The following is a 25634-nucleotide window of genomic DNA, read 5'->3' as shown; positions in this document are numbered from 1 at the left end:
GGCATGCCGCGGACCGTTCTCCGCGGCCCCCGCGCCTCTCCGCCCTGCCCACCGCCCCCTCCGGGTGACGTCCCGCGACCGCGGCCGCCGACCGCCGGGGGCCCCGGACGGTGTCCTGGGGTGCTCCGAGGCCGGAGCGCTCCCCGTGGACGGGGCGCTGCGGGGGTTCCCGGTCGCGGTACCTTCGGGCGCACACTGGGCGTCACGGGTCACCGGAAGAGCGGAGTAGGAGCGTGGGCATGAATGCGACCGAGGGGGCCGATCCGTTCGGGACGGCGCGACTGCGGCGCGGCGTGCTCGACGCCTGGGGAGCGGGTCCCGCCCGCTTCCGGGAGGACGCCAACGCCGAGGAGGACCTCGCCCTCGGCGGCTACCGCGACCGGCTGGTCGTCGAACTGGCGCAGAACGCCGCCGACGCCGCCGCCCGCGCCGGTGTCCCCGGCCGGCTCCGCCTCACCCTGCACGCCGCGTCCGCCGACGGCCCCGCCGTCCTGGCCGCCGCCAACAGCGGTGCCCCCCTCGACGCGACCGGCGTCGAGTCACTGAGCACGCTGCGGGCCTCCGCCAAGCGTGAGGGCCACGAGGCGGCCGTCGGCCGCTTCGGTGTGGGCTTCGCCGCCGTGCTGGCCGTCAGCGACGAGCCCGCCGTGATCGGGCGCCACGGAGGTGTCCGCTGGTCCCTCGCGGAGGCCCGGGACCTCGCGCGTCAGGCGGCCGTCGGGAGTCCCGGCCTCGGCGACGAACTGCGCCGCCGCGACGGACACGTGCCGCTGCTCCGGCTGCCGCTGCCCGCCGAGGGCACGGCGCCCGACGGCTACGACACCGTCGTCGTCCTGCCGCTCCGCGACGGCGTCGCCGAGGACCTCGTGGGCAGGCTGCTCGACGGGGTCGACGACGCGCTGTTGCTCACCCTGCCGGGCCTCGACGAGGTCGTCATCGAAACCCCCGACGGTGTACGCACGTTGCGGCGCTCGCAGCAGGGCCCGTACACGCACGTCGACGACTCCGCGCGCGGACTCCACCGCTGGCGCACCGCCGCCGGCAACGGCGCGCTGGACCCCGCGCTGCTGGCCGACCGGCCCGTCGAGGAGCGGCTGCGTCCGCACTGGTCGGTGACGTGGGCCGTGCCCGTCGACGAGGACGGGGCGCCGCTGCACCCCCGCACGGCGCCCGTCGTGCACGCCCCGACCCCCACCGACGAACCCCTCGGCGTCCCCGCGCTGCTGATCGCCTCGCTGCCGCTCGACACCACCCGCCGCCACCCCGCGCCCGGCCCGCTGACCGACTTCCTGGTGGAGCGCGCGGCCGACGCCTACGCGGAGCTGCTCGCCGCGTGGGAGCCCGTCTCCGTCGCGACGATCGCGCTGGTACCGGGAGCGCTCGGCAAGGGGCAGCTGGACGGCGCCCTGCGTGCCGCGATCCTTGAACGGCTGCCCCGCGTCGCCTTCCTGGAGCCCGCGGCACCCCGGGACCCCGCCGAGGCGGACGGGCAGTGGGACGACTGGGACGGTGCCGGGGCCCCGGCCCGGGACACGGCCGCGCTGCGGCCGGTCGAGGCCGAGGTGGTCGAGGGTGTCGGCGCGGAGACCGTACGGGTCCTGGCCGAGGTTCTGCCCTGTCTGCTGCCCGCCGGGCTGGAGCGCCGCACCGAGCTGCGGGCCCTCGGCGTCGCCCGGGTCCCGCTGACCGAGGCGGTCGACCGGCTGGCAGGCCTGGAGCGTGCCCCGGAGTGGTGGCGCCGGCTCTACGACAGCCTGGCCGGTGTCGACCCCGACCGGCTCTCCGGGCTGCCCGTCCCCCTCGCGGGCTCCTCGGACGTGCCCCGCACCACCATCGGGCCCCGTCAGGTCCTCCTGCCGCTGCCGGACGAGCCGGCCTCACCCGTCCTGGACAAGCTGGCCCGGCTCGGTCTGAAGGTGGCCCACCCCGACGCCGCCCACCCCCTGCTGGAGAAGCTGGGCGCGCTGCCCGCCACCCCCCGGGCCGTCCTGACGACCCCGCAGGTCCGCGCGGCCGTCGCCGGTTCGCTGGACGCGGGCGAGATCTGGGACGAGGACACCCTGGACGCGGACGAGCTCGCCGAGACCGTCCTCACCCTCGTGCGCGACGCGGACCTGGCCCCCGGCGACGAGCCCTGGCTGGGTGCGCTGGCCCTGCCCGACGAGGACGGGGAACAGGCGCCCGCCGGTGAACTCGTGCTGCCGGGCAGCCCCTTCGCCCAGGTGATGCGCGAGGGCGAACTCGCCCTGTGCGACACGGAGATGGCCGGGCGCTGGGGCGAACAGCCCCTGACCGCCTGCGGGGTGCTGGCCACCTTCGCGCTCGTACGGGCCACCGACGTCGTCCTGGACCCGGACGAACTGGAGCCCCGCGACAGCGACTTCGCCGAGCCCGACGACGCCGGTCTGCTCGACGCCGTCGACGTGTGGTGCGAGGACGTCCTGGACCAGCTCCCGGACACCCCGGTGCCGCCGGTCGCCACCGAGCTCGTCGCCGTACGCGACCTGGACCTGGTCGACGACGACGCCTGGCCGCAGGCCCTGGCGATGCTGGCCCGCCCGCCGCTGCGCGACGCTCTGACCCAGCCGGTACGGGTGCTGCTCCCCGACGGCACGACGCAGTCGGTGCGGCCCTACACCGCGTGGTGGCTGCGGGACCACCCGGTGCTCGACGGCCGCCGCCCGGCCGGCCTGCGCGCGGCCGGGGGCGACCCGCGCCTGGAGGGCCTGTACGACTCCGCCGACGCGACGGGCTTCGACGACGCACAGGTGCTGCGCGCGCTCGGCGTACGGACCTCGGTGGCCGCGCTCCTGGACGAGCCGGGCGGGGCGGCCGAACTGCTGGGGCGGCTCGCGGACGAGGAGCGTCCGGTCGGGCCGGTGCAGCTCCACTCCCTCTACACGGCGCTCGCCGAACTGGACCCCGAACAGGTCACGCTGCCGGACGAGTTGCGGGCCGTCGTGGACGACGAGGTGCGGGTCGCCGACGCGGCGGACGTCGTGATCGCCGACGCCCCCGACCTGCTGCCGCTGACCGGGGGCCTCCCGCTGCTGCCGGTGGCCCCGGCGCGGGCGGCGGAGCTGGCGGACCTGCTCCAGGTGCGGCGGCTCGGCGAGAGCGTCGAGGCCCTGGTGACGACGGAGGGCGAGGAGCACCGGGTGCCGGACTCCGTGCGGATCCTGCTCGGCCCCGGAACCCCCGACACCTACGTCGAACACGGTGAGCTGCGCGCGGGCGGCGTCGAGCTTGACTGGCGCCGGACCCCGGACGGAGTGGTCCACGCCGCCACCCTGGAAGGCGTGGCGGCCGGCCTCGCCTGGGCGGCCGGCCAGTGGCCGCGCCGCTTCGAGGTCGCCGCGCTGCTGGAGGACCCGTCGCGTACGGAGGAGCTGGCCCGGGACCGCTGGTTCGACTGAGCGGCCCGGCGCCCGGGCTCACAACTCCTTGACGTACCGGTGCGCGTGGGCGAGCGAGGCGAGGGGGTGGCGGTCGCGGACCACCTTGACCGCCGCGACCTCGCCTCGCGCGTCGCGTACGGCGCGGACCTCGTCCGCGTCCACCTGTGTCCGGAATCCGTCATAGGTTCCGTAGCGGTCCCGGAACGCGCGCTTCCGTCGGCGGAGGACCCGGTCGCCGGCGAATGCCGCCACCGCGCCCACGGCCGCGACCACGACCACTCCGGTGAGTGGGTCGATCATCTGTGTCCTCCCGTCGAGGCACTGCGCGTGCCGGAGCGTCGGTACGAAAGGGCGGCCGCGAGGGCCACGCCGGGGCCAGCTCAGCCAAGAAGTCGTTCAGTTGATGTGATCTTCACAGGAAAGTCGCCTCGCGGGCACAACCATTCACGTGTGTGACCGGTCTGGGTCTGTGGAGTCAGCAGACTCACAGACCACATGGGGACCGTCGGACGAGGGACTTGCCACGGCCCCCCTTCTCCACCTGGGGAACACATGCGTATTCGTGCCACTGTCGCCGCTGTTTCCGGCGCCCTGGCCCTGTCCGCTCTCGCCGTTCCGGCGGCGCAGGCCGACGACGGCCGCAGCTGGACGCCGGACTTCGGATTCACCGCCCCCGAGCGGCCGACCTCGCGCCTCGCGGCCCGTGCGGCCACCTCGGACAGCGACCTCAAGATCACCAAGGCCGTCGTCAACGGTGGCAAGGCCATCGTGGTCGGCACCACCGCCCCGAAGAAGGTCACCGTCGCCATCACGGCGACGGACGACTCGGGCGTCGCCGACGCGGGAACGATCCTGTGGATCGGCAGCGACCTCGACTCCGACGACAGCTTCGGCTTCACGCAGAACGAGGAGGCCGCCAAGTGCAAGGCGGTCAACGCCACGACCTCCACCTGCACGCTCACCGTGACCGTCGACCCGGCCTGGCTCATCAACTCCGACGCCACCACGTGGAAGGTCGGAGCCGCGGTGCTCAGCAACGACGGCCAGATCGTCCAGCAGGACGCGTTCGCCAGGACGAAGCTCCAGCGCCTCTCCAAGATCACGGTCAACGCCGCCCCGGAGCCCGTGAAGAAGGGCAAGACCATCACGGTCACCGGCAAGCTCTCGCGTGCCAACTGGGAGACCGGCACGTACAAGGGCTACGCCACGCAGGCCGTCAAGCTGCAGTTCCGCAAGAAGACCAGCAGCACCTACACCACCGTCAAGACCATCAAGTCGAGCAGCACCGGCGCGCTGAAGACCACCGTCAAGGCGTCCGTGGACGGCTACTGGCGCTACAGCTTCGCCGGCACCTCCACCACCCCGACCGTCACGGCCGCGGGTGACTTCGTCGACGTGAAGTAGCCGAAGGGCGACACCTTCACGGATCTACGTGGGGAAGCGGCGGCCGACCACCCTCCAGGCCAGTTCCAGGACGGCCGCCGCGACCGCCGCGATCCCCACCGCGGCCCACGGCATCGTCGTACCGACCAGCTTCAGGGCGAAGAAGTGCTGGAGCCACGGCACCGCGAGCACGACGAGGAAGCACAGGCCCATCGCGGCCACCAGGGCGATCCGCCACCAGGTGTACGGTCGGGCGATGATCGCCAGGACCCACATGGAGACCAGGAACAGCGTGAGTGTGGCCGCGCTGGTCTCCGCGTCCAGCGCCCCCGTCCCGGCGTAGTGGTGGCGGGCCAGGAGATACGTGGCGAAGGTCGCCGCCGCCGCGATCACCCCTGACGGGACCGCGTACCGCATGACGCGGCGCACGAAGTGGGGCCGGGCACGCTCCTTGTTGGGAGCGAGCGCCAGGAAGAACGCGGGGACACCGATCGTCAGGGTGGACAGCAGCGTCAGGTGGCGCGGCAGGAACGGGTACTCCACCTGGAAGCAGACCACCAGGATCGCCAGCAGCACCGAGTAGACGGTCTTCGTCAGGAACAGCGTGGCGACCCGGGTGATGTTGCCGATGACCCGGCGGCCCTCGGCCACGACCGAGGGCAGGGTCGCGAAGCTGTTGTTCAGCAGCACGATCTGGGCCACCGCGCGGGTCGCCTCCGAGCCCGAGCCCATCGCGACCCCGATGTCGGCGTCCTTCAGCGCCAGCACGTCGTTGACGCCGTCGCCCGTCATCGCGACGGTGTGCCCGCGGGTCTGGAGCGCGGCGACCATGTCGCGCTTCTGCTGCGGGGTGACCCGGCCGAAGACCGCGTTCCGCTCGATCTCCGTGGCCATGTCGTCACGGTCCTCCGGCAGCCGGCGCGCGTCCACGGCGTGCTCGGCGCCCGGCATCCCGAGCTTCTGGGCCACCGCGCCGACCGAGACCGCGTTGTCGCCGGAGATGACCTTCGCGGCGACGTTCTGGTCGTCGAAGTAGGCCAGGGTCTCCCCGGCGTCCGGACGCAGCCGTTGTTCCAGGACGACGAGTGCGGCCGGCACGGCCTCGGAGGCGGCTTCCGGGGCGTCCAGCTCACCCCGCACCCGGGCGAGGAGCAGGACCCGCAGCCCCTGTTCGTTGAGGTGGCCGGTCTCTGCGAGGGCGGGATCGTCCGGGGCCAGCAGCACGTCGGGGGCGCCGAGGAGCCAGGCGGACGCGTCGCCGTTCCGCTCGCTGAAGGCGGCACCGCTGTACTTGCGGGCCGAGGAGAAGGGCATGGTCCCGGTGACGTCCCAGCCCTCGCCGTCCGGGTAGGCGTCGATGATGGCCTGGAGGCTGGCGTTGGGCCGAGGGTCGGACGCTCCCAGGGCGCCCAGGACGCGGTGCACGTAGTCCTCGTCCGAGCCGTTCAGCGGGCGGACCTCGGTGACGTCCATGCCGCCCTCGGTGAGGGTGCCGGTCTTGTCCAGGCAGACGATGTCGACCCGGGCCAGCCCCTCGATGGCGGGCAGCTCCTGCACGAGGCACTGCTTGCGGCCGAGCCGGACGACGCCGATCGCGAAGGCGACCGAGGTGAGCAGCACCAGGCCCTCGGGGATCATCGGCACGATGCCGCCGACCGTGCGGGCGACCGAGTCCTTGAAGTTGTTGTCCTTGACGACCAGCTGGCTGATGATCAGCCCGATCGCCGTCGGCACCATCATCCACGTCACGTACTTGAGGATCGTGCTGATCCCGCTGCGCAGTTCGGACTGGACGAGGGTGAAGCGGGAGGCCTCCTCCGCGAGCTGGGCGGCGTAGGCCTCGCGGCCGACCTTCGTGGCGGTGAACGCACCGCCCCCGGCGACGACGAAGCTGCCGGACATCACCGGGTCGCCGGGCCGCTTCACCACGGGGTCGGCCTCACCGGTCAGCAGCGACTCGTCGATCTCCAGGCTGTCGGCCTCGACGACCGTGCCGTCGACGACGGCCTTGTCCCCGGGGCCCAGCTCCACCAGATCGCCGAGGACGATCTCGGACACGGAGACCTCGGCCGGTCTTCCGTCGCGCCGCACCGTCGGTCTGGCCTCGCCGATCACCGCGAGGCTGTCCAGGGTCTTCTTGGCCCGCCACTCCTGGACGATGCCGATCCCGGTGTTCGCGATGATCACGAAACCGAAGAGGCTGTCCTGGATCGGCGCCACGAACAGCATGATCACCCAGAGCACGCCGATGATCAGGTTGAACCGGGTGAGGACGTTCGCGCGGACGATCTCGGCGACCGACCGGGACGAGCGGACCGGTACGTCGTTGACCTCGCCCCGTGCCACCCGTTCGGCGACCTCGGCGGTGGTCAGCCCGCGCGCCGGCTCCGGCGCGCGAGAGGTCCCTGCGGAGTCCGGTCGCTCACCGGAGGAGTCGAGTGCCCGCTGCGTCATGAATCCGACCGTACGGGTGTGCGGGGCTGTTCACCCGCCGGGCGACCGAAGATCAGACCGGGGGAGGAGCGGAATGGTCCCCTGGTCGTACGCGGTGGCCCCTCCCGCGGAGGGAGTGCGGCCGCACCGGGCGCAGGCCGTCAGTGGTGCGCGGTGTCCGGAGCGGACTCCTCGGCGGCGGCCCGCTCGGCCGCGCGCCTGATCGCCGCGTCACGGCCGCGGACGTACCAGATGCCGATGAGGCCGAGTCCGGCGCCGGCCAGACAGACCCAGATCCACCAGGCGTGGCCGCGGTCGTCGAACCAGCCGTAGAAGGGCACCTGGACCACGAAGAGGACGAACCAGAGGATCGTGCCCCCGGTGACGGTGGCGACGACCGGTCCCTCCAGGGGCTCGGGCGCCTCGTGCTTGGGTGTCCACTTCTCCATGCGATCAGTCTAGCCGCGGGTGCCGCGAGCCAGACGGCCCAAGGATCTACGCGCGGAGATAGCGATCTTCGACTTATGTATTCATACTGAATCTGCTTGTGGATGACTCGAATTATTCGTGTGAACATCCAAATCTGACTGTTTTCGTCCCCTCGATGCACGACTGAAGGTCATACATGTCCTCCTCGGCCACCGCTCCGGTCGATCAGCCTCCGATGCCGCAGCAGCCGCACGGCGTCCTCGATCGCTACTTCAAGATCTCCGAGCGGGGGTCGACGGTCGCACGCGAGATCCGTGGCGGATTCGCCACCTTCTTCGCGATGGCCTACATCATCGTGCTGAACCCGATCATCCTCGGCAGCGCGAAGGACATGTACGGCCACCAGCTCGACGGCGGCCAGCTCGTCACGGCCACCGTGCTGACGGCCGCGTTCTCCACGCTCCTGATGGGCGTCATCGGCAACGTGCCGATCGCGCTCGCCGCCGGCCTCGGCGTCAACACCGTCGTCGCCCTCCAGCTCGCCCCCCGCATGAGCTGGGCGGACGCGATGGGCATGGTCGTCCTGGCGGGCATCGTCGTGATGCTGCTGGTGGCGACCGGGCTGCGGGAGCGCGTGATGAACGCCGTGCCGCGCTCGCTCCGCAAGGGCATCGCGATCGGCATCGGCCTCTTCGTGCTGCTGGTCGGTCTGGTCGACTCGGGCTTCGTCTCCCGCATCCCGGACGCCGCGCACACCACGGTGCCGCTGCAGCTCGGCAACGACGGCCACCTCAACGGCTGGCCCGTCCTGGTCTTCATCCTCGGCACGCTGCTGACCCTCGCGCTGATCGTCCGCAAGGTGCCCGGCGCGATCCTGCTCTCCATCGTCGTCATGACGGTCGTGGCGCTGGTCATCGACGCCGTCGCCGACCTGCCGGCCGACGCCTGGGGCCTGACCGTCCCGGCGTGGCCGGGGAACCCCGTGTCGTCACCCGACTTCGGGCTGCTCGGCGAGGTCAGCCTGTTCGGCGGCTTCGGCAAGGTCGGTCTGCTGACCGGCGTCCTCTTCGTCTTCACCGTGCTGCTGTCCTGCTTCTTCGACGCGATGGGCACCATCCTCGGTGTCGGCGACGAGGCCAAGCTGATGGACAAGGACGGCAACTTCCCGGGCATCAACAAGGTCCTGCTCGTCGACGGTGTCGCCGTCGCCGCGGGTGGCCTCAGCTCCTCGTCGGCCTCGACCTGCTTCGTGGAGTCCACGGCGGGCGTCGGTGAGGGTGCGCGTACGGGTCTTGCGAGCGTGGTGAGCGGTCTGCTCTTCACGGTGGCGCTGTTCCTGACACCGCTGGCGACGATGGTCCCCTCGCAGGCGGCCACCCCGGCCCTGGTCGCGGTCGGGTTCCTGATCCTGGCGGGCAATGTCCGGGACGTCGACTGGGGCGACATGACCCTCGCGATCCCGGCGTTCCTCGCGATGCTGATGATGCCGCTCACGTACTCGATCACCAACGGCATCGGCATCGGCTGCATCGCCTTCAGCCTGATGCGCCTGGCGGCCGGCCGCGGCCGCGAGGTCCCGGCGGCCATGTACGTGGTGTCCGCGGTCTTCGTCTTCTACTACGCGATGCCGGCGCTCGGCCTCACGTGAGCGCCTGAGGACGTCTCCACCCCTGCGGGGCGGAATCCCGTCATGTGACCCGGTCGGCCGGGTCCGCGTGACGGGGTTCCGCCCCGTAGAACTTCTCCGTCTCGTCGACGGCGGCGTGGAAGCGCTCGTCGAAGTCGTCACGGACGAGCGTCCGGACCACGTAGTCCTGGACGGTCATGCCGCGTCTGGCGGCGTGCCGGCGGAGCCGCTCGAGCAGCTCACCGTCTATGCGCAGGCTGAGCACTGTCGATCCCATGCCATGCAGGGTCGCGGCACACACGGCACTTTCGCGCCTCTTTCCGCCCCATACTCACTCGTTCGGGTGATCAGTTTCTCGCGCGTGTACCACCAGTTGGTATTTAGCATTGCTAATGAGTTACGCTAAGGAACATGCCTGACCTGATCCACGACGGCGACAGTGCCGCCGCCGTGAGCTCCCTCCGCTCCGCCGTGATGCTGCTGGGCCGTCGCCTGAAGCACCAGCGGGTCGACGAGTCGCTGAGCCCCACCGAGATGTCGGTGCTCGGCACACTCGCCCGTTGCGGTTCGGCCACTCCCGGTGAGCTGGCCCGCAAGGAGCACGTACAGCCGCCGTCGATGACCCGGATCGTCGCGCTGCTGGAAGCCAAGGGCCTGGTCAGACTGGAACCGCACCCCGATGACCGTCGGCAGAAGATGGTCAGCCGGACCGAGCAGGCGGAAGCCATGCTCGCCGAGAGCCGCGACAAGCGGAACGCCTGGCTGGCCGACCTCGCCGAGGGCCTGGACGAGGAGGAGTGGGAGAAGCTGCGGGCCGCCGCGCCCGTGCTGGAGAAGCTCGCCCACCTGTGACACCGGTGGGGCGCGCGGGTCGGCAACCCGCGGTGCCCCGCCCACCTCCCGTCGGACCGCACTTCGTATACGCCTGAGGAGGCGAACTCTTTTGAGTACGGGATCCGGAGCAGACTCCGCCCCCGCACCGACTTCCACCCACGAGAGCAAGACCGGCGGGACCTTCTCGTCGCTGAAGATCCGCAACTACCGCCTGTTCGCCACGGGCGCCGTGATCTCCAACACCGGTACCTGGATGTCCCGCATCACGCAGGACTGGCTCGTCCTGAGCCTCACCGGGTCCGCAACCGCCGTCGGTATCACCACGGCCCTCCAGTTCCTCCCGATGCTCCTCTTCGGCCTGTACGGCGGCGTCATCGCCGACCGGCTCCCGAAGCGGCGGCTGCTCCTCATCAGCCAGGCAGCGCTCGGCCTGTGCGGCATCGCACTCGCCGTCCTGACCCTCTCCGGCGTCGTCGAGGTCTGGCATGTCTACCTGGTCGCCTTCCTCCTCGGCATGGTGACCGTCGTCGACAACCCCGCCCGCCAGTCGTTCGTCTCCGAGATGGTCGGCCCCGCGCAGCTGCGCAACGCGGTCAGCCTGAACTCGGCGAACTTCCAGTCCGCCCGGCTGATCGGCCCCGCCGTCGCGGGTGTCCTGATCACGACGGTCGGCAGCGGCTGGGCGTTCCTCCTGAACGGCCTGTCGTTCGCGGCGCCCCTCATCGGCCTGATGATGATGCGGACGGACGAGCTCCACCCGTCCGTGACGGTCAAGCGTGCCAAGGGGCAGCTGCGCGAAGGACTGCGCTACGTCTCGGGCAGGCCCGAGCTGATCTGGCCGATCGTCCTGGTCGGCTTCGTCGGCACCTTCGGTTTCAACTTCCCGATCTGGCTGACGGCGTTCGCCGACGAGATCTACCACGGCGGCGCCGGGATGTACTCGTTCTTCAACATCCTCATGGCCGCCGGTTCCCTCGCCGGAGCCCTGCTCGCCGCCCGCCGCCGCTCCTCGCGGCTGCGGATGCTGGTCGCCGCGGGCACCCTGTTCGGCGCGCTGGAGATCGCCGCGTCGCTGTCGCCGTCGGTCTGGCTGTTCTCGCTGCTGCTCGTCCCGATCGGCATGATCGGGCTGACGACCAACATCAGCGCGAACACCAGCGTCCAGATGGCCGCGGACCCGGAGATGCGGGGCCGGGTCATGAGCCTCTACATGATGGTCTTCGCCGGAGGCACCCCCGTGGGCGCCCCGATCGTCGGCTGGATCAGCGACGCCTACGGCGCCAGGACCGGCATGGCGGCCGGCGGTGCGATCTCGATGCTGGCCGCACTCGGCGTCGGCTTCGCGCTGACCCGCGTCGGCGGCCTGCGGCTCAAGGTCGACCTGCGTCCGGGCCGCCCTCACGTGCGGTTCGTCCCGCGCGAGCAGCTGGCCACGGCTGCCTGAGCGCCGCTCCCGTACCCGCCGTCCCCTCCGCGCCGGAGGGGGCGGCGTCCGCGTTCCGGCCGCGCGGAGCCACGGACGGCGAGGGGCCGGGGCCTTCCCGGACACGGGGCGGCGCTGGGACACTCGCCGCATGAGCGGTACGCGCAGTCAGAGACTCTTCGTCGCCGTCCTGCCGCCCGGCCCCGCGGCGGACGAGCTCGCCGGAGCCGTCGCCCCGCTGCACCGGCTGCCCGGAGCCATGGACCTCCGCTGGACCGCGCGTGAGGGCTGGCACTACACGCTGGCCTTCCTCGGGAACGTCGACGAGGAGCTGCTGCCCGCGCTGCACACACGACTGGAGCGGGCCGCGCACCGCACCGAGCCGTTCCCGCTCCGGATCCGCGGCGGCGGCCGGTTCGACGGGCGCGTCCTGTGGGCGGGGGCGGAGGGCGGCCTCGGCACCCTGCGGCTGCTGGCGGAGCGGGCCGCGGCCGCCGCGCGCAGGTCCGGGATCCCGATGGAGGAGCACCAGCGCCACACCCCGCACCTCACCCTGGCCCGCAGCAGGGCGCAGGCAGACCTGGCCCCGTACACGGCCGCGCTGGAGGACTTCGACGGCACCCCGTGGGAGGTCGGCGAGATCGGTCTCGTACGCAGCGACCTGCCGGTGGACGGGGTGCCGGGGGAGCAGCCGAGGTACCGGGTGGTGCGGGCCTGGCCGCTGGGCGGGTGAGCGGGCCGGTTACGCTCGTCGGGTGGATCCCAAGACCAGAAACCGCATCATGGCCGCCGTGCTCGTGCTGATGTTCGTCGTCGTGGCGGCGGCCTCCGCCCTCGGGGGCTGAACCCCGGGGCGGAGACCGCACACGCACGGCCCTGCCGTTCCTACCAGGCGAAGTTCTCCGGCGACGGGCCCGGGCCGGGGAAGATCTCGTCCAGGGCCGTCAGCACCTCGTCCGACAGCTCCAGCTCCACCGCGCGCAGCGCCGAGTCGAGCTGCTCCCGGGTGCGCGGGCCGGAGATCGGTCCCGTGACGCCGGGCCGGGTCAGCAGCCAGGCCAGGCCCGCCTCGCCGGGCTCCAGGCCGTGCTTCTCCAGCAGGTCCTCGTACGCCTGGATCTGCGCCCGCACCTTCGGGTCGGCCAGTGCGTCGCCGGACCGGCCGGAGGTGGACCGGGCGCCGCCGCCCTCGCGCTCCTTGCGGATCGCGCCGCCGAGCAGCCCGCCGTGCAGCGGGGACCACGGGATGACGCCGAGGCCGTACTCCTGGGCGGCCGGGATGACCTCCATCTCGGCCCCGCGCTCCATCAGGTTGTAGATGCACTGCTCGCTGACGAGGCCGTAGCTGCCGCGCCGGGCGGCCCGCTCGTTGGCCTGGGCGATCTTGTAGCCCGAGAAGTTGGACGAGCCCGCGTAGAGGATCTTGCCCTGCTGGATCAGTACGTCGACGGCCTGCCAGATCTCGTCGATCGGGGTGTCCCGGTCGACGTGGTGGAACTGGTACAGGTCGATGTGGTCCGTCTGCAGCCGCTTGAGGCTGGCGTCGACGGCCCTGCGGATGTTCAGGGCGGACAGCTTGTCGTGGTTGGGCCAGGCCTCGCCGTCGGCACCCATGTTGCCGTAGACCTTGGTGGCGAGGACGACCTTGTCGCGGCGGTCGCCGCCCTGGGCGAACCAGGTGCCGAGGATCTCCTCGGTGCGGCCCTTGTTCTCACCCCAGCCGTAGACGTTCGCGGTGTCGAAGAAGTTGACGCCCGCCTCCAGGGCGGCGTCCATGAGCGCGTGGCTGTCGCTCTCGTTGGTCTGGGGGCCGAAGTTCATCGTCCCCAGGACGAGGCGGCTGACCTTGAGTCCGGTGCGTCCGAGCTGCGTGTACTTCATGGTCCAACCCAACTCCTTCGAGCGCGCTCTATGCAAGCGTCGGTCTCATACGCGCCGCGCGAACCGGTCCAGAGCGGCCAGGACCGCCCGGGAGGTGGCGGGGCCGCCCAGGTGGCCGGCGGCGTCGATCACCGTCAGCTCGGCGTCCGGCCAGACCTTCGCCAGCTCCCAGGCCGTGGTCAGCGGTCCGCCCAGGTCGAAGCGGCCGTGCACCAGGACGCCGGGGATCCCCGCGAGGCGGCCCGCGTCGCGGATCAGCTGTCCTTCCTCCAGCCACGCGGCGTGCGCGAAGTAGTGCGCGCAGATCCGTACGAACGCCAGCTGGTCGCGGCCGGGCCGGCCGGCGTACGGGGGCGGGCCCGTGTACGCCTCCATGGACAGCACCGCGTCCTCCCAGGCGCACCAGTCGGCCGTCGCCCTCGCCCGCACCTCCGGATCGGGGCTCTCCGTCCGGCGTGCGTACGCGGCGACGAGGTCACCGGGGCCCTCGGCCTCCGGGACGCCCGCCCGGAACAGGTCCCAGGCCTCGGGGAAGATCTGACCCGCTCCCCGGTACAGCCAGTCGATCTCGCTGCGCCGGGTCGTCGTCACGGCGGCGATCACGATCTCCGAGACCCGTTCCGGGTGCTGCTCCGCGTACGCCAGGATCAGGGTGGAGCCCCAGGAGCCGCCGTACAGAAGCCACTTGTCGATGCCGAGGTGCTCGCGCAGCCGCTCCATGTCGGCGATCAGGTGCGCCGTCGTGTTGTGCGAGAGGTCGGCGGCCGGGTCGCTCGCGTGCGGGGTGGAGCGGCCGCAGTTGCGCTGGTCGAAGAGCACGACGCGGTAGCGGTCCGGGTCGAAGTACTGCCTGGGGCGGGTGCCGCATCCCGAGCCGGGCCCGCCGTGGACCACGAGGGCGGGCTTCCCGGCAGGGTTCCCGCAGACCTCCCAGTGGACGAGGTTGCCGTCGCCGACGTCCAGCATCCCCTGCTCGTAGGGCTCGATCGGCGGATACTTCTCGTCGGGCTTCCTGTCCACGGCGGCGGTTCCCTTCGGTCGGCCGTCCGGAGTGCCGTCCCGCGTGTCAGGGGGCGATGGGCAGCCGGCGCTTGTGGTCGGTGAGGCGGTAGCGGCCGACGATCGTCTCGAAGGTCTGCTCGTCCACCGGCTTCCCCTCCAGGAAGTCGTCGATCGCGTCGTAGGTGACGCCGAGCGCGTGTTCGTCCGCCTTGCCCGGGGCGAGGGTCTCCAGGTCGGCCGTCGGCACCTTCCCGACCAGCTCGGCGGGTGCGCCGAGCGTCTCGGCGACGGCCCGCACCCGGCGCTTCGTCAGCCCGGTCAGCGGCACCAGGTCGGCGGCGCCGTCGCCGAACTTCGTGAAGAACCCGGAGACCGCCTCCGCCGCGTGGTCCGTGCCGACGACGAGGCCGTTGTGCGCGCCGGCCACCGCGTACTGGGCGATCATGCGCTGCCGGGCCTTGACGTTGCCGAGGACGAAGTCCTGGTGGTGGGGGTCGCGGAAGGCCACGTCGCCGGTGAGCAGGGACTCCCGCGTGGCGTCGGTCGCGGGCCTGATGTCCACGGTGAGCACGTGGTCGGCCCGGATGAAGGAGAGCGCGAGCTGGGCGTCGTGCTCGTCGGCCTGGACCCCGTAGGGCAGACGCATCGCGTAGAACCGCGCCTCGTGGCCCGCCGCCCGGGCGCGCTCGACGGCGAGCTGGCACAGCCGGCCGGCGGTGGTGGAGTCCACGCCTCCGCTGATGCCGAGGACCAGGGAGCGCAGGCCGGTGGAGGTCAGCCGCTCGGTCAGGAACGCCACACGGCGTTCGATCTCCTTCTCGGCCTCGAAGGTCTCCGCGACCTCGAGCTCGCGGGCGATCTCCTGCTGCAGGGCGATGGCCGCCGACTCGCTCACGTCTGTTCCTCGTTCCGGTTCACGATGCGCTGTCGGGCCCACCCTACCCAGGGGCCGCCGGCCGGGGACGGGCGGCGGCCGGGCCTGACCGGGTGCCGGGTTCCTGTTGCGTGGGACCGTCAGCCCTTGACGGCCACGTGGTACGCGGACGCCCACAGCGTCACCGCGGAGGCCAGCCCCACCACGGCGCGCACGCTCTCGTCCGAGAACCCGGCCGCGAGGAGCGCGAGGCCCAGGACGGCGACGGCGCCGAGGAGCGCCGCCGTGCCCTTGTACTGCCACTGGTCGTAGAGACGGGCCAGCGGGACGAAGTGCAGACCGACCACGAGCGCGATGCACGGCGGGATCAACCCGGGGTGGCCCGACGCGTTGGACGCGGCGATCACCGCGAAGATCGCCGCGAGTTCGACGACGTTGACGATGCCGACCGAACGCGCCCAGTTCGCGGGCAGGTCGACCACGCGGGGTGACGGGGCGGCGCCCTTGCGGTAGGCGAGCACGATCGCCGCCGCGGTGACCGGCACCGCGAGGATCTCGACGGCCAGGGCGGCGCCCGGCGAGGCGAGCCCCGACGCCCCCGCGAAGGTCCAGACGAGGGCGAACACCGAGAGGACCACGGTGCCCCGGCGGCGCAGGGTCCGGGTGAGCGCGACGCACTCGGCGTCCGGGACCGGGGCTGTCGAGGGCGTCGGCTGGATCATGGGGCGAGAGTACAGCGGCCGCCCGGCCCCTCCCAGGGATTCCGTCCGGTGGGCGGAGGCCTCCACTTACGGAGGAACTCCGTCCGCCCTGTGCCCTCTTGACCTGCGGGTTTCGCAGGTCACTCCGTCCCGCGGCCCCGGGAGGAGTTACGCTCCTCCGGTAAGTACGTACCTCGTGGGCGTCGGCCGCCCGCAGGTGGGAACGGCCCCTCTCCGCCGTGCGGCATCGGGCGGAGAGCGACTTCGGCCCGGCCACGAGGCCTGCGAGCGCTACGACGAGGAGGCCGCGGCGTGAACGCCACCCCGCAGGTGCTGGCGGTGCTGGACGAGGTCCTCGCCTCCGCCGCCCCCGACGAGCGCGGTGCGCTCTGGCGACTCGCCGAGCAGGGGCGGGAGTTGGACGCCAACGTCGTCCGCCTGCCGCCGGGCGACAGGGTCGGTGAGCACCAGGAGGACGTCCTGGACGTCCTCCTCGTCGTCCTCGCGGGCACCGGCACCCTGCGCACGGAGGCCGGCGGCACACTGAGCCTCGTCCCCACGACGGTCACCTGGCTGCCGCGCACCTCGCGCCGCTCCCTGGAGGCCGGACCCGTGGGGCTGACCTATCTCACGGTGCACCGCAGACGTCCGGGGCTCGCGGTCGGGGCGGCCGTACGCGCTCCCGCCCACGAGGGCGGTGAGGCGCCGTGCATGCTGGACCTGGTGTGCCCGGAGTGCGGGCGGCTGTCGGCGGACCGTACGCCGAAGTTCTGCAGTGCGTGCGGGGAGCCGTTCCCGGAGCGCTGACGGGACGGAAGCGGCGCCGCCCGGCCGCCGTTCAGGTCCCGAGGCCCGCGTCCCGGGCCAGCAGGGCGGCCTGCACCCGGTTGTCGCACTCCAGCTTGGCGAGGATGCGGCTCACGTAGGTCTTGACCGTCGCCTCGCTCATATGGATCCGCTGCCCGGCGTCCGCGTTGGACAGCCCCTCACCCAGCAGGGTCAGGACGTCGCGTTCGCGGACCGTCAGCTTCTCCAGCCTCCGGCGTGCCCGCTCGGCACGGTCGGCGGTCCCCCCGGACGCCAGGGAGTCGACGACGTGCCGGGTGGCGCCGGGCGACAGATAGGCCTCTCCGGCCGCCGCCGCCCGCACCGCCCGCATGAGTTCCGCGGGTGCCGAGTCCTTCAGCAGGAAGCCCGCGCTCCCCGCGCCCAGGGCCCGCAGGACGTTCTGCCGCTCCCCGAACGTGGTCAGGATCAGCACCCGCACCTCGGGGGCGGACCGGCGCAGCTCGGCCAGGGCCGTCAGGCCGTCCATGACCGGCATCTGGATGTCCAGCAGCGCCACGTCCACCCGCTGCGACCGGGCGATGTCGACCGCCTCGCGTCCGTTCGCCGCCTCCGCGACGACCTCCATGTCGTCGGCCGAGGAGAGGATCATCCTGATGCCCGCCCGAATGAGCGGCTCGTCATCCGTGACAAGAACCCTGATCACGACTCTCCTGCACGGTCCTGAGCGGTCATACCTGCGGGCACCCCGTCATCATCCTCGATCCGGCGGGCGTGCCGGACACCGAGGGGCCGGCCCCCTCAGCTCTCGACCTCGAAGGTCGTCTTCTCGATCAGTCTGCCGTCCTTGAAGCAGAACCGGAACACCGGTTCGGTGTCCATGCTGCTCCCCAACTCCGTGGAGAGGAGGACGAGACAGGTCGAACCCTCGGGTGCGGGCGGCGCGTCCGCGAGCGATCCGGGACGCATGAGGGAGTCGCCGCTCGGCAGCTGGGCGCGTACCTCCGCCTCGGACTGACCGACCTTCACCGCTTCGTACTGCTTGGGCTCGATCATGGCCTTGTCCGCCTCACGCATGAGGAAGATCCCTCCGACGACCACCGCGCCCACCAGCACGACGCCGGCCAGGGCCGCCAGCCCGCAGCCGATCGCTATTCCGTTGCCCCTCTTGGTCCTGCTCATTGCTCTGGCCAACTCCTTCGGGAGACAGTTCCGGTCGGTGACGGCATCACTGTCGCCCGGGTGACCCGCCGGATTCTGCGCCCGAAAGTCGTCCGTGGCCGCTACGAACGTCGTCACGGCGTCGTCGTGCGGAGCGCTCGCGGGATCGCCGCCCTGCGCGGTGTACGGAAGCACGGCCGCCAGCCGGAATCCGCCGTGCGGGGTGGGGCCCACGTGCACCATGCCGCCCACCAGCCGGGCCCGTTCCTCCAGCCCGGTCAGCCCCTGGCGTCCGCTCGGCACCCCGCTCACCGGCTCCGCGGCGGGGCCGTTGGCGACCTCCACCACGAGCGAGTCCGGTTCGTAGCGCAGCCCGACGACGATCGCCGCGCCGGGGGCGTGCTTGTGCGCGTTGGTCAGGCCCTCCTGGACCACGCGGTACGCGGCCTGACCGGTGGTCGGGGCGAGCGTGCGGACGTCCCCCGACCGGCGCAGCTCGACGTCCGCCCCCGCCCTCCGGGACGCGTCCACCAGGCCGTCGACGCCGGCCACCCCGCGTGCCTGGGTACCGGGGTCCTCGCCGTACGCGCCGGTGTCCCGGACGCCGGCCGGGCCGGGGGCCGCGACCCCGTCCCTCAGCACGCCCACCACGTCCCGCAGTTCGTGCATCGCGGCCACCGACGCCTCGCGCAGTACACCCACGGCCTCGCGCTGGGCCCCCGTCAGTTCGCGGTCCACCTCCAGCGCCCCCGTGTGCACCGCGATCAGGGCGAGCTGGTGGCCCAGGCTGTCGTGCATGTCCTGGGCGATGCGCTGGCGCTCCCGGATCCGGGCGTGCCCGGCGATCATCGCGCGCTCACGCAGCAGTTGGGCGTTGTACTCGTCGAGGGTCTCGGTCAGGGTCCTGCGCTGCGACCAGTAGCGGCCGGCGAGTCCGGGCAGCCCGACCGGGATCAGCAGCAGCAGTCCGGCGAACGCGGTGAGCGACAGCGAGAAGTGCGGCAGCTCCCACACGACGGACAGGCCCAGGAGCGCGCCGTAGGCGAGGGTGAAGACGCCGGCCGCCCTGCCGAGCCCGTCGATCCGGCGCCCCGCCGACCAGGACGCCACGACGAGGAGCGGTGTGAAGCCGCTGATCCCGGCGCAGCCGACGGCGGTCACCAGCAGGACCGTCGCGGGCAGCACCCGGCGCAGCGGTGACAGGAGCGCGACGCCGAGCCCGATGCCGACGGCCCCCGCGGTGCCTTGGTGGTCCACGACCGCTGTACCCGCGGCCAGCAGGGCCAGGAAGAGGCTCAGCAGCGGTTCGCCGACGACGCGCCCGGCCGGCCACATGCGGGCGGTGAGGAGAGCCCGCCCCGGCACGGCCCGGAACGGCCTCACCGTGCGCTTCTGCTCGGAAGGTGCTGGAGAGGTCATGGTTTCCACACGAGTCACGCGGCCACGGTAGGGCCCCCGGGCCCGGTAGCGCTGTGGCCGTTGGTCGCGGCCACCGACGACGAAAGTCGTTCGCCGACGGCCGGCCGGTGCGAGCGCGGGGGCCTCCCCCCGGGCCGGGTGTACCCAGCGCCACCCCCAGGTCCGGGGCGTACGCCCCATGTGTCCCGCCACGGTGGTCACCTTCGGCACGAGCCTCGGGACCGCACGCAGGACGCTCCGCGCGCCGGCCGTCGACGCGGCCGCCGTGGCCGCGTGACGGCGGGGCCACGGGCTCGGCCGTCCCGGGGGAGTCACGTCATGGGGCGCCGGGTGAGGACACAGGGCGAGGGCCATGTCGAAGGACCGGGAGCCGTCCGGCTCGGCGCAGGAGCCGACCCGCCGGAGACCGCCTAGCTCGTGGCCGCCCGGTCCGACTCGCTGCGCAGGACGCAGAACTCGTTGCCCTCGGGGTCGGCGAGGACGGCCCAGCCCGAGCCGTCGGGATTCCGCAGATCGTCGACCAGCGTGGCTCCGAGGCCGGTCAGCCGCTCCACCTCCGGGTCGCGTGAGGTCTCCGGGCGCAGACACAGGTGGACACGGTTCTTGACCGTCTTGGCCTCGGGTACCTGGTTGAAGTAGAGCATCGGGCCCTCCGGCAGCAGCACCTGTGTCTCCCGGCTGCCCGGCGCCGCCTCCGGATCCAGCGGGCTGCCGGTCACACTGCTCCAGAACCGGGCCAGCCCATAGGCATCCGCACAGTCGATCGCCACGTTCTGCACCACCGAGACCATGGGCGCGAGCCTCCCCGATATCCGGGGCGGACGCCACCGGATCGCACGGATTCCTCCGGGGCGGCCGGCCTCGTGCGCCCTCCGACGTCCGCGGCACCGATGAGTTCCGCGCTCTGCGAGGGTCGTATCAGCAGCACCTCACGACCCAGTGATACGGCCCCAGTTGGCCCTGCACGCAACGGAGAGACACACATGGCATCAGCCCGAGAGCGGTCGGCCGGTACCGGAGACCTGGTCGTCTCCGCCGACGGTACGGAGATCGCGTTCGACCGGTCCGGCACAGGGCCGGCCGTCATCCTGGTGGCCTCGGCGCTGGCGGACCGCTCCGACACCGCCAAGCTCGCCGCGCTCCTCGCGGAGGACTTCACCGTGATCAACTACGACCGGCGGGGACGGGGTGCCAGCGGTGACGCGGACTCCTACACCCCCGACCGGGAGATCGAGGACATCGCCGCCCTGGTCGCGCACGTCGGCGGTTCGGCGTCGCTGTTCGGCTCGTCCTCCGGAGCGGTCCTCGCCCTGCGCGCGGCCGCCGCCGGAGTGGACGTCGACCGTCTGGCGCTGTACGAGCCGCCGTTCGTGGTCGCCGACGGTGACGACGGGCCGCCCGGGGATCTCGCGCAGCAGGTGAACGCGCTGCTCGCGGACGGCCGGGACGGCGACGCGGTCAGGTACTTCATGACCAGGGTGCAGGGCATGCCCGGTGCCGCCGTGTTCTTCATGAAGCTCATGCCCAAGGTCTGGGCGAACCTCACCGGCATGGCCCGTACCTTGCCCTACGACATCGCGGTCATGGGTGACACCCAGCGGGGCGAGCCGCTGCGCCCCGAGGAGTGGCAGGGGGTGACCGTGCCGACCCGAGTGCTGACCGGCGGGAAGAGCCCGGCCGCCTTCCGGCGTGCCGCCGATGCCGTGACGGAGATCCTGCCGCGGGCCGACCACCGTGTTCTGCCCGGACTCGGCCACGGTGCCGTCGTCATGACACCGCGGAAGATCGCCCCGCAGATCACCGAGTTCCTGAAGATGAGCTAGGGCGGCCCGGAAGTGCGGGGGCGCGCGTCACCACTTCCGACTCCACCGGAGCGCACAACTCCACCTCCTGAGTACACAACCGTGCACAGTTGGCTTGTGACGCTGGTCACGTCGCCGGTTCGTCGGCACGCTTGGCTCATGGATCAGAGGAGTTCACCGGGCCCCGCCCCCTGCTGGGTTCCCGCGAGCGGACACGCGCTCCGGCACGTCGGCGTCCACTTCGACGCCGTACGCGTCATCGGGTCCGCGGGCGACGAAGTGGCCTACGAGCTGATGCAGTTCACCGATTTCCGAGCGGGCCCGATCGTGCGGTCGGGGGTCGGTGACAGGAGTACGTACTTCCTGCTGCCGCCGCAGAGTGCCGCCGCGTACCGGTGGCCGATCAGGGCGCGGCTGATAGGGCGGGACCTCCGCTGCGACGCCTTCGTGGGGATCCCGGCGCTGGAGGGCAGGACGTGGCCCCTGGACTGGCGTTCGCGGCCCACCAGGGAGGCGCCGTTCGTGGAGGTGAAGCTGCTGCACGAGGTGGCGGTGGCCCTGCTGGCGGGGTGAGTCGGGCCGTCATCGGTGCCATCGGGGCATATGCGAAACGGTACTCACGGCGTGCGGTACCGTAATCGCGTCATCACGTTCCGTGCATATGCAGTGCGCGGGCGGCCCCCGGGAGTGCTACCAACACTCGGCCGAGGGCCTTCACCCACGAGTGGATCAGGAGTCCACCGAGATGCTTCGGCATGCTATCGCGCCCTCCCGGCGCTACACGAAGGCTTCGCACGACGTCGTCCGTCATCCGCGGCTCACCAGCGACGCGAAGATTCTGCTCCTCGCCGTGCAGGGGCTCCCCGAGGAAGCGGCCGCGCGGCCGCTCAGCGAGCACGCCCGCAAGCTCGGCATCACCGGCCGGGCCTACCAGAGGTCCAAGGAACAGCTGGTCGCGCACGGTTACGTCCATGAGTGGCGCGATCAGGGGGAGCGCGGGCGCTGGGTGACGGAGCAGCTGCTGTCCAACGTCCCCCTCACGCCGGAGGAGGCCTCCGTGCTGCGCCACGGCCGGACCGAGGAGCCTCCGGGTGCCCGGAAACCGACGGTCGGTGGACCGGTCGGCCGGGTGGCCGGTCGTCAACTACCGGTGGAGGAAGAACGGGAGAAGAACTCTCCCCACCCACCCTCCGAAGCCGGGCCGGAAATCCTCTGCGGAGCCGGGCTCCAGGACGCCGGGCTCCAGGACGCGCTCGGTCCGGAAGCGGCCGAGGGTGAGCGTGTCCTGCTGTCGCTGCGTCATGTGCGGCGGGAGCTGTACCTCGGGGCGAAGGAGGCGCGCGGACTGGCGGAGCTCGCGGGCCGCTGGCTGCTCCGCGGGGTGTCGGCGGGCGAGCTGCGGCGTGCGCTGACCACGGAGCTGCCCGGCGGGGGTGTGCGGTCGGCGGTGGGCTTCCTGCGGTTCAGGCTGCTGCACAGGATGCCGCCGGAACTCCCTGTCGCGCCTTCTCCGGAGCCCGCCGCCGCTCCGCCCCGCGTCGCGGAGCTGGTCGCCTGCACCGCGGCCGGCCCGGAGGACGACGTACACGTCTTCCGGCCGCTCTCCGACGAGACCGAGTGCGGCCCCTGCCGTCGCCGCGCGGCGTGGGAACGCTGGGAGCAACGGAAACACCTGGTCGAGGCCGAGCCCGAACCGCTGCCGTGGCGGGAGCGCTTCGCGAAGCTCGGCGCGTCACGCGCCGGGGGCGAGGGCGCGGTTCACCGCGCCTGATAGCGGAGCCCGTCGACGAGCAGGGCGATCATCCGCCGCGTGTGCCCGGTGTCGTCCTCACCCTCGGGCACGGCCAGATTGCGGGTCGCGACCAGCAGGTCGTCCGGCGTGACGTCGGAGCGGATCTCGCCCGCCTCGGCCGCCGCGTCGATGAGTCCGGTCAGCGCGGGCATGAAGCGCTGCTCGAAGTAGGCGGGGAGGCTGTCGTAGGTCGAGTCCCCCGAGTGCAGCGCGGCGCTGAGCCCTCGCTTCGTGGCGAAGAAGAGGGCCAGGCGCTGCAGCCACCGGGTGAGCGCCTCGGCCGGTCCGTACTCCGCCGCGAGGGAGGGGGCCGCGTCGGCGCAGGCGTCGACCTCGTGCCGGAAGACCGCCGCGATGAGGTCGGAGCGCTGCGGGAAGTGACGGTAGAGGGTGCCCGCGCCCACGCCGGCCTTCGTCGTGATCTGGCGTACCGGCGCGTCCACCCCCGAGGTGAGGAAGACCTCCGCCGCCGCTGTGAGCAGGGCGTCCGTATTGCGCCGCACGTCGGCGCGCACCTTCTTCGGGGCCGCTCCGCCGGCGGCGCCGGGGTCGGCTTCCCGCGTCGTGTCCTCGCGCACGGCACTTCCCTTGCTAAACGGAACACTGTTCCGTATTGTCGTTGCTGAACGTTGTTCCGTTTATTCAGCCTAACGTCCGCACAGGGCGTTCACCAAGGGGCGAGGACCGTCATGAAGTACCGCACGCTGGGCCGCACCGGCATCAAGGTCAGTCCGTACTGCCTGGGCGCGATGATGTTCGGCGCCATGGGCAACCCCGACCACGAGGAGTCCGTCCGGATCATCCACAAGGCACTCGACGCGGGCATCAACTTCGTCGACACCGCCGACGTCTACTCGCGCGGTGAGTCCGAGGAGATCGTCGGGAAGGCGCTCAAGGGCCGCCGGGACGAGGTCGTGCTGGCGACCAAGGCCCATCTCCCGATGGGGGACGACCCCAACCAGCGCGGCAATTCGCGCCGTTGGCTGGTCCGCGCGCTGGAGGACTCCCTGCGGCGCCTGGGTACCGACCACGTCGACCTGTTCCAGGTCCACAGGCCGTCGCCGGACACCGACGTGGAGGAGACGCTCTCCGCGCTCACCGACCTCGTGCGCGCGGGAAAGGTGCGCAGCATCGGCGCGTCCACGTTCCCCGCCTCGGACATCGTCGAGGCGCAGTGGGTCTCCGAGCGGCGCGGCCTGGAGCGCTTCCGCACCGAACAGCCGCCGTACTCCATCCTCAACCGGGGCATCGAGCGCGAGGTGCTCCCCGCCTGCGAGCGTTACGGCATGGGCGCCCTGGTCTGGAGCCCGCTCGCCGGCGGACTGCTCACGGGCCGCTACCGCAAGGGCCTCACGCCCGACACCCACCGTGCCGCCTACGGCTTCAAGCACCTGAGTGACGAGCGCCGACTGGACGCGGTCGAGGCGCTGATCCCCGTCGCGGAGGACGCCGGGATGCCGCTGACGCACCTGGCGACCGCCTTCGCGATCGCCCACCCGGGCGTCACCTCGGCGATCATCGGCCCGCGCACCATGAACCACCTCGACGACCTCCTCGCGGGCGCGGAGACCGAGCTGGACGACGAGACCCTCGACCGGATCGACGCCATCGTGCCCCCGGGCACCGACATCGGGACGCTCGACATGGCCTACGCCCCGCCGGCGATCGAGCACGCCCATCTGCGCCGCCGCCGGATCGAGGAGCGCTCGGCCGCCTGAGCGGGCGGTGCGGGGCGCACCGTGCCGGGGGCGCCCGCGAGGAGGGGCCGGGCCCCGCCACGAACGCGGGCACGCCTGGCAGAATCCGCCGTATGGCGGACATCATCTCGCGCGACGGAACGTGGAGCTTCGACGGGGACACGGTGCGCATCGTCCCCGGCGGCAAGGCACACCCGGTGCGCCAGGACCTCGGCGAACTCGCCGTCCCGCTGCACGCGGTGGCGGGAGTGTCGTTCGAGCCGGACCGCAAGGGCGGCCGTCTTCGACTGCGGCTGCGCGCCGGTGCCTGCCCCGTTCTCCGGGCGGCGGACGGACGGCTCAAGGACGCCGCCGACCCGTACCAGCTCGTGGTGGAGAAGGACCGCACGGGCGTGGCGGAATACCTCGTCGACGAGATCCGCAACGCCCTGCTGATCGAGCAGGTGCCCGACGGGCCGGTGGACGGCTTCCTGCTGCCGGGGCCGTCGGTACCGGTGTCGGGCGGCGGCGGGGACGGCACCGCGTCCTTCGACGGGCAGACGGTCCGCCTCACCTGGAACTGGAAGGCCGAGGAGTCCAAGACGGCCGGCGGTACCGTCACCCTGCCCCTTCCCGAGGTGACGGGGGTGCGCTGGGTACCCGCGATCGGTCTGGAGAACGGCTCCCTGCGCTTCGACCGGGGAGGCGCCGTCTCGCCCGCGCCCGCCAAGTTCGACCCGTACTCCCTGGAACTGTGGGGGCTGTCGAAACGGGAGTACACCGCGGTCCTGGTCGCCGCGGCCGTCCTCGTACGGATGCCGGCGCCCGCTCCTGCCGCCGCCCCCGCGCTCGAAGCCGCCTCGCCGCCGCCCGTACCGGCCCCGGCCCCGCCCGCCGACGACCACGACGTCCTGCTGCGCCGGCTCCGCGAGCTGGGCGCGCTGTACGAGGCGGGGATCCTGACGGACGAGGAGTTCGCCACCGCGAAACGAGCCGTGCTGAAGCGCCTCTGA

At 72.2% G+C, this 25634-nt stretch carries 24 protein-coding genes; 12 read left to right on the top strand and 12 right to left on the bottom strand.

Features of this window, described 5'->3' with window-relative positions; translation table 11 throughout:
• Positions 1 to 239 precede the first annotated feature (239 nt).
• The gene (locus tag IA22_RS0116195) at positions 240 to 3416 is read left to right on the top strand and encodes a sacsin N-terminal ATP-binding-like domain-containing protein (protein ID WP_015578233.1); all 3177 of its coding nucleotides are present in this window, start codon (positions 240 to 242) and stop codon (positions 3414 to 3416) included.
• 18 nt (positions 3417 to 3434) lie between these two features.
• Here IA22_RS0116195 and IA22_RS0116190 read toward each other — a convergent pair whose 3' ends face one another.
• Entirely contained in the window at positions 3435 to 3698 is a 264-nt protein-coding gene (locus tag IA22_RS0116190) for a hypothetical protein (RefSeq protein WP_014154798.1), read from the bottom strand.
• A 252-nt stretch (positions 3699 to 3950) separates the two neighbouring features.
• On the opposite strand from IA22_RS0116190, the gene IA22_RS0116185 reads away from it, so the two are divergent.
• Complete coding sequence (locus tag IA22_RS0116185) at positions 3951 to 4802, top strand: DUF5707 domain-containing protein (RefSeq protein ID WP_030123978.1); 852 nt, start codon at positions 3951 to 3953, stop codon at positions 4800 to 4802.
• 24 nt (positions 4803 to 4826) lie between these two features.
• Here IA22_RS0116185 and IA22_RS0116180 read toward each other — a convergent pair whose 3' ends face one another.
• Together IA22_RS0116180 and IA22_RS0116175 are read right to left on the bottom strand one after the other, a co-directional pair.
• Positions 4827 to 7235, bottom strand: a complete 2409-nt coding sequence (locus IA22_RS0116180; RefSeq protein WP_030123977.1) for an HAD-IC family P-type ATPase — start codon at positions 7233 to 7235, stop codon at positions 4827 to 4829.
• A gap of 140 nt (positions 7236 to 7375) precedes the next feature.
• Positions 7376 to 7663, bottom strand: coding sequence for a DUF2530 domain-containing protein (locus IA22_RS0116175; RefSeq protein WP_014154795.1), 288 nt, complete (start codon positions 7661 to 7663; stop codon positions 7376 to 7378).
• 176 nt (positions 7664 to 7839) lie between these two features.
• Here IA22_RS0116175 and IA22_RS0116170 point away from each other — a divergent pair, with 176 nt between their 5' ends.
• Positions 7840 to 9291 (top strand): NCS2 family permease, encoded by a 1452-nt coding sequence (locus IA22_RS0116170; protein ID WP_014154794.1) that lies wholly within the window; start codon positions 7840 to 7842, stop codon positions 9289 to 9291.
• Positions 9292 to 9331: 40 nt separating this feature from the next.
• On the opposite strand, the gene IA22_RS0116165 is transcribed toward IA22_RS0116170, so the two are convergent.
• Positions 9332 to 9547: a hypothetical protein gene (locus IA22_RS0116165; RefSeq protein WP_030636013.1), complete on the bottom strand. Its 216-nt coding sequence runs from the start codon at positions 9545 to 9547 to the stop codon at positions 9332 to 9334.
• 134 nt (positions 9548 to 9681) lie between these two features.
• Here IA22_RS0116165 and IA22_RS0116160 point away from each other — a divergent pair, with 134 nt between their 5' ends.
• The 3 genes from IA22_RS0116160 to thpR all read left to right on the top strand — a co-directional run bounded on the left by IA22_RS0116160 (position 9682) and on the right by thpR (position 12260).
• Positions 9682 to 10122, top strand: coding sequence for a MarR family winged helix-turn-helix transcriptional regulator (locus IA22_RS0116160; protein WP_014154792.1), 441 nt, complete (start codon positions 9682 to 9684; stop codon positions 10120 to 10122).
• 91 nt (positions 10123 to 10213) lie between these two features.
• A complete protein-coding gene (locus tag IA22_RS0116155) occupies positions 10214 to 11548 on the top strand; it encodes an MFS transporter (protein WP_014154791.1) in 1335 nt (444 codons plus the stop codon).
• Between the two features lie 130 nt (positions 11549 to 11678).
• Positions 11679 to 12260, top strand: coding sequence for an RNA 2',3'-cyclic phosphodiesterase (gene thpR / locus IA22_RS0116150; protein WP_030123976.1), 582 nt, complete (start codon positions 11679 to 11681; stop codon positions 12258 to 12260).
• Positions 12261 to 12412: 152 nt separating this feature from the next.
• On the opposite strand, the gene IA22_RS0116140 is transcribed toward thpR, so the two are convergent.
• From IA22_RS0116140 to IA22_RS0116125, 4 genes are all read right to left on the bottom strand, one after another.
• Positions 12413 to 13408 carry an aldo/keto reductase gene (locus IA22_RS0116140; protein WP_014154789.1) on the bottom strand — a complete coding sequence of 332 codons (996 nt, stop codon included), beginning with the start codon at positions 13406 to 13408 and terminating at the stop codon, positions 12413 to 12415.
• A 45-nt stretch (positions 13409 to 13453) separates the two neighbouring features.
• The gene (pip, locus tag IA22_RS0116135) at positions 13454 to 14428 is read right to left on the bottom strand and encodes a prolyl aminopeptidase (RefSeq protein ID WP_015578240.1); all 975 of its coding nucleotides are present in this window, start codon (positions 14426 to 14428) and stop codon (positions 13454 to 13456) included.
• Positions 14429 to 14474: 46 nt separating this feature from the next.
• Positions 14475 to 15305, bottom strand: coding sequence for an ammonia-dependent NAD(+) synthetase (gene nadE / locus IA22_RS0116130; RefSeq protein WP_015578241.1), 831 nt, complete (start codon positions 15303 to 15305; stop codon positions 14475 to 14477).
• A 119-nt stretch (positions 15306 to 15424) separates the two neighbouring features.
• Positions 15425 to 16072 (bottom strand): hypothetical protein, encoded by a 648-nt coding sequence (locus IA22_RS0116125; protein ID WP_015578242.1) that lies wholly within the window; start codon positions 16070 to 16072, stop codon positions 15425 to 15427.
• A gap of 225 nt (positions 16073 to 16297) precedes the next feature.
• Here IA22_RS0116125 and IA22_RS0116120 point away from each other — a divergent pair, with 225 nt between their 5' ends.
• Positions 16298 to 16792, top strand: coding sequence for a hypothetical protein (locus tag IA22_RS0116120; protein WP_014154785.1), 495 nt, complete (start codon positions 16298 to 16300; stop codon positions 16790 to 16792).
• A gap of 31 nt (positions 16793 to 16823) precedes the next feature.
• Here the strand turns inward: IA22_RS0116120 and IA22_RS0116115 are convergent, their stop codons facing one another.
• From IA22_RS0116115 to IA22_RS36800, 3 genes are all read right to left on the bottom strand, one after another.
• Positions 16824 to 17477: a response regulator transcription factor gene (locus IA22_RS0116115; RefSeq protein ID WP_014154784.1), complete on the bottom strand. Its 654-nt coding sequence runs from the start codon at positions 17475 to 17477 to the stop codon at positions 16824 to 16826.
• Positions 17478 to 17572: 95 nt separating this feature from the next.
• Positions 17573 to 19267, bottom strand: coding sequence for a sensor histidine kinase (locus IA22_RS0116110; protein WP_030123975.1), 1695 nt, complete (start codon positions 19265 to 19267; stop codon positions 17573 to 17575).
• A gap of 494 nt (positions 19268 to 19761) precedes the next feature.
• Entirely contained in the window at positions 19762 to 20142 is a 381-nt protein-coding gene (locus IA22_RS36800) for a VOC family protein (RefSeq protein WP_030123974.1), read from the bottom strand.
• A 192-nt stretch (positions 20143 to 20334) separates the two neighbouring features.
• Between IA22_RS36800 and IA22_RS0116095 the strand changes: the two genes are divergently transcribed.
• The 3 genes from IA22_RS0116095 to IA22_RS0116085 all read left to right on the top strand — a co-directional run bounded on the left by IA22_RS0116095 (position 20335) and on the right by IA22_RS0116085 (position 22924).
• Positions 20335 to 21174 carry an alpha/beta fold hydrolase gene (locus tag IA22_RS0116095; RefSeq protein ID WP_030123973.1) on the top strand — a complete coding sequence of 280 codons (840 nt, stop codon included), beginning with the start codon at positions 20335 to 20337 and terminating at the stop codon, positions 21172 to 21174.
• A 138-nt stretch (positions 21175 to 21312) separates the two neighbouring features.
• Positions 21313 to 21726, top strand: coding sequence for a hypothetical protein (locus IA22_RS0116090; RefSeq protein WP_014154780.1), 414 nt, complete (start codon positions 21313 to 21315; stop codon positions 21724 to 21726).
• 172 nt (positions 21727 to 21898) lie between these two features.
• Entirely contained in the window at positions 21899 to 22924 is a 1026-nt protein-coding gene (locus tag IA22_RS0116085; protein WP_014154779.1) for a hypothetical protein, read from the top strand.
• Here the strand turns inward: IA22_RS0116085 and IA22_RS0116080 are convergent.
• Positions 22912 to 23523 carry a TetR/AcrR family transcriptional regulator gene (locus tag IA22_RS0116080; protein ID WP_030123972.1) on the bottom strand — a complete coding sequence of 204 codons (612 nt, stop codon included), beginning with the start codon at positions 23521 to 23523 and terminating at the stop codon, positions 22912 to 22914. The two genes, IA22_RS0116085 and IA22_RS0116080, sit on opposite strands and share 13 nt — an antisense overlap.
• A 111-nt stretch (positions 23524 to 23634) precedes the next feature.
• Here IA22_RS0116080 and IA22_RS0116075 point away from each other — a divergent pair, with 111 nt between their 5' ends.
• On the top strand, positions 23635 to 24663 hold the full coding sequence (locus IA22_RS0116075) for an aldo/keto reductase (RefSeq protein ID WP_014154777.1): 1029 nt from the start codon (positions 23635 to 23637) through the stop codon (positions 24661 to 24663).
• Positions 24664 to 24755: 92 nt separating this feature from the next.
• Positions 24756 to 25634, top strand: coding sequence for a DUF4429 domain-containing protein (locus tag IA22_RS0116070; RefSeq protein ID WP_014154776.1), 879 nt, complete (start codon positions 24756 to 24758; stop codon positions 25632 to 25634).

The sequence above is a fragment of the Kitasatospora papulosa genome, assembly GCF_000717245.1.
In the GTDB taxonomy this organism is placed as follows: domain Bacteria; phylum Actinomycetota; class Actinomycetes; order Streptomycetales; family Streptomycetaceae; genus Streptomyces; species Streptomyces papulosus.
Note: the sequence above shows the minus strand (reverse complement) of the source record. Positions and strands in the feature narration are given on the sequence as shown.